The organism is Aeromonas allosaccharophila, assembly GCF_000819685.1.
GTDB classification, from domain to species: Bacteria; Pseudomonadota; Gammaproteobacteria; order Enterobacterales; family Aeromonadaceae; genus Aeromonas; species Aeromonas allosaccharophila.
This window is the reverse complement of sequence record NZ_CDBR01000077.1, coordinates 1-2897: the sequence shown is the minus strand read 5'-3', so window position 1 is coordinate 2897 and position 2897 is coordinate 1. Positions and strand designations below refer to the sequence as shown.

Below are 2897 nucleotides of genomic sequence, written 5' to 3'. Positions count from 1 at the left end.
CATTCATGCTCTTACCCTGCTCCTGGACCCAAAGCTTTGCATTTTTTGCGTCAGCCTCGGTTAACTCTTTTATAAGGGAAAAATCAGAATTCACATCAACTGTACCTAGGTGAACATTTACAGCCCTATACCTACGAACACATTTACCTGAACTGAGCTCCAGCTCTTCCAGTACACTCACGGTTTTGCTAAATGATACTGTTCTAAGATTTGCATTCAACCTCATGTTAGCCATGTCACACCTCTCATTATTATTGTTATTTTATGTTTTTTTCTTTGGTTTGTTCGTGTGATATGGGATCCCCATACCAATCAGCAATCCATTCATTGTTAGTAAAAATTTCATTTTTTAGTTTGTCTCTGTCTAAGAAAAACATGTTTGGCTTATCAATAGTATCTTTTTCTGAGTTGATATCCTGGACATATCCATCAGGAATCAATGCGTTTGATCCTACATGAACGCTCTCCAGCCCTTTCCTAAAAATTGTAGCCAAAACGCCTTCCAACAGTGCTCGTGCATTTGATATAAAACTATCCGATGGTTCTTCGATTGATAGCAAAACAAAATCCAATCTTAGAAGCCGGAAAAAGAATGACGATGTACCATATGTTTTTTTATCCACAAATGACTGCACTGTTCTTTTAATCTTGGCATATTGTTTTTTAGTACAACGAATCAATGCAGTAAACGGTATCACTCTAAGAACGCTTAATTCATTTAATTCATTTGAAACACCCAAGTTCAGACTGTAATCATCTCGTCTAGGTGAATATTCAATACCTTGCTCGATCAGCTTAAACCAAGTAGCCCGTGACTTTTTAACTTTCGTCCCTGATATCCATCGCTGACCATCTATACTGTAACAGATCCCCTGTGGCTCACGATTATCAACTCTCCACGGCTTGACCATTACATTATGCTCACGCAACCCAGTGACAAATTCAGTCATGTTGTTCGGCTGTTTTTTAAAAACCACGTCCATTGCATCCCTGATAATACAAGCGGGATCATGCATAGCATGAAAGCTCCCTCTACCACGGCCATTTTTAATATTTACTATGCTATACTCATGACCGAAATTTTTTTCAGGGCTTTTACAGATCGACAATCCCAATTCCATTTCAATTTTTCGAGCAGCGTCAACTCCACGAGCGTAGTCATTACTATCATTAACTAAGGTTCTGTCTAGTTTTACTCTACATGCCACAACATGTACATGTAGAGACCTTGTATCGCGGTGTATAACAGATGTCCATCGAGTATCGCTACCATATCCCAATTCACTCATTAGCAGCCTAGCTGCAACTAGACATTGATATGGCGTTAATGATTCATCGGGGCTCAATGATAGTGAATAATGTGCACATAGTTGGTTTCCTGTGCCTGCATACAATGCAGCCTGCATATTCAACTCCATGAGTAGTGGCCCGATGTTATAATCAGAGACCTCACCTCTTTCATTCAATGTAATATTTGGTCTATTAATTACACCACCACCGAGATGATAAACCTGTGATGGCATGGATTTTCGTTTCCTACCAATATGTATAGCTCGGTAAATATAAGACAGTCTGTACTGGAAGTTTTGGCCGAACCTGTGTTTTTCAAAATTCATTTCAACTTTACTCCAATCAGAGCTTTTTCAATTCCTATAAACAGAGAATTTATAGATGAGAAAGCCTGCATCACTGGAGAGTTATCACTACTGTCAGTAATAAATTTATAAACGTCACTACCGACCTCAGCTTGTCTAATCAACAAAATGATTTGATTTAAATTCGATGATATATTGTATACCCCCTCGAGCAATCTCACACGATCATCATATGAAAAATCTGGTGAGATATTACTGTCTGGTTCCCGGAGAGCCAAAAACCGAATCAGGCTAGACTTTTTGGGAATACCATAGGTTTTACTATGCTTAGTTAAAACACGTTGCTCAGCTGCATTAAATGAGATTCGGAGCATTAAACTGCGTTTTTCATCAGCTGATTTTTTGGGTCTACCAGACCGTGGTTTTCTGTTCAATTGCGTGCACCTTTATAATAATTATTAGTAGTGTTATGCGTTTTATTTTTCAAACCAACCTATTTAATAGACATTAAAAAATAGCTGGTTTAGCGTTTTTTCAAAAAATATACAATAAATTTATACGAAGTCACATTCAGAAGTGAGCTAAATTATTCGGTGATATTTAATGCTCACTCTAATTATAGTATTGCAAACACTAAATATAATATCAACAATTTTTTGAGCTAAATTATTAATTTAACGACTAACGTTATCTATGGCATTGGCGAAAGTTAATATTTAAAATATGAAATTAACTAGACTTACATGGTGAATTTAATTTTCTTCCATGAAATTAAAACTATGACATTGGCTGATTAAAGTCATATAAAAAGGCATGCTCTCATCCTATGACAGACATACCTTTTCTAGATCTGGTCGAATCAATGATGTCATATAAGCTCAAGGCTATGAGATAAAAGCTTCCCAAATGCTTGATCGTCAACATAATCCGCATGATCATTTATACGCATATTTTTTATCTGACTCAGCACAGTAAAAAAGCACTCCTCACATAGATGTACCTCATATGCCGTACCATCATGTTTCGAACCATAACCCCATTTTGCAGTCAGGGCTCCAAACTGAGGATTATACAAATTTGGGTTCATATTTGGAGTTGTGCTTTTATGGCATACGTCACACTGAATATCAGCTATAACCTCAACCTCTTTTGTGGTCATTATTTTCATAGAACACTCGCTATACATGTAGAGTAATGGACAGATAGCATGAACAAAAATGTCTCATGCCACCCTAAACAAAATTTATTATAGTCGAATGAATAAAAAAAGCAGCCTTACGGCTCAGGGCAAGATCATGAACG

4 protein-coding genes are annotated in these 2897 nt (G+C 37.0%); all 4 read right to left on the bottom strand.

Annotated elements, in window-relative coordinates; translation table 11 throughout:
* Positions 1-235 (bottom strand): hypothetical protein (locus tag BN1115_RS22680; protein ID WP_208597763.1); only part of this gene is annotated, 235 nt, incomplete at its 3' end.
* Between the two features lie 22 nt (positions 236-257).
* Positions 258-1523, bottom strand: coding sequence for a relaxase/mobilization nuclease domain-containing protein (locus BN1115_RS21710; protein ID WP_167335556.1), 1266 nt, complete (start codon positions 1521-1523; stop codon positions 258-260).
* A gap of 89 nt (positions 1524-1612) precedes the next feature.
* Complete coding sequence (locus tag BN1115_RS22285; protein WP_128821761.1) at positions 1613-2029, bottom strand: hypothetical protein; 417 nt, start codon at positions 2027-2029, stop codon at positions 1613-1615.
* A 434-nt stretch (positions 2030-2463) separates the two neighbouring features.
* Positions 2464-2763, bottom strand: coding sequence for a hypothetical protein (locus BN1115_RS21705; RefSeq protein ID WP_082034851.1), 300 nt, complete (start codon positions 2761-2763; stop codon positions 2464-2466).
* Between the last annotated feature and the right edge of the window lie 134 nt (positions 2764-2897).

Excerpts from the sequence above, each read along its gene's own strand:
- BN1115_RS21705 (WP_082034851.1), bottom strand. The coding sequence starts at position 2,763 with ATGAAAATAATGACCACAAAAGAGGTTGAGGTTATAGCTGATATTCAG.
- BN1115_RS21710 (WP_167335556.1), bottom strand. The coding sequence starts at position 1,523 with ATGCCATCACAGGTTTATCATCTCGGTGGTGGTGTAATTAATAGACCA.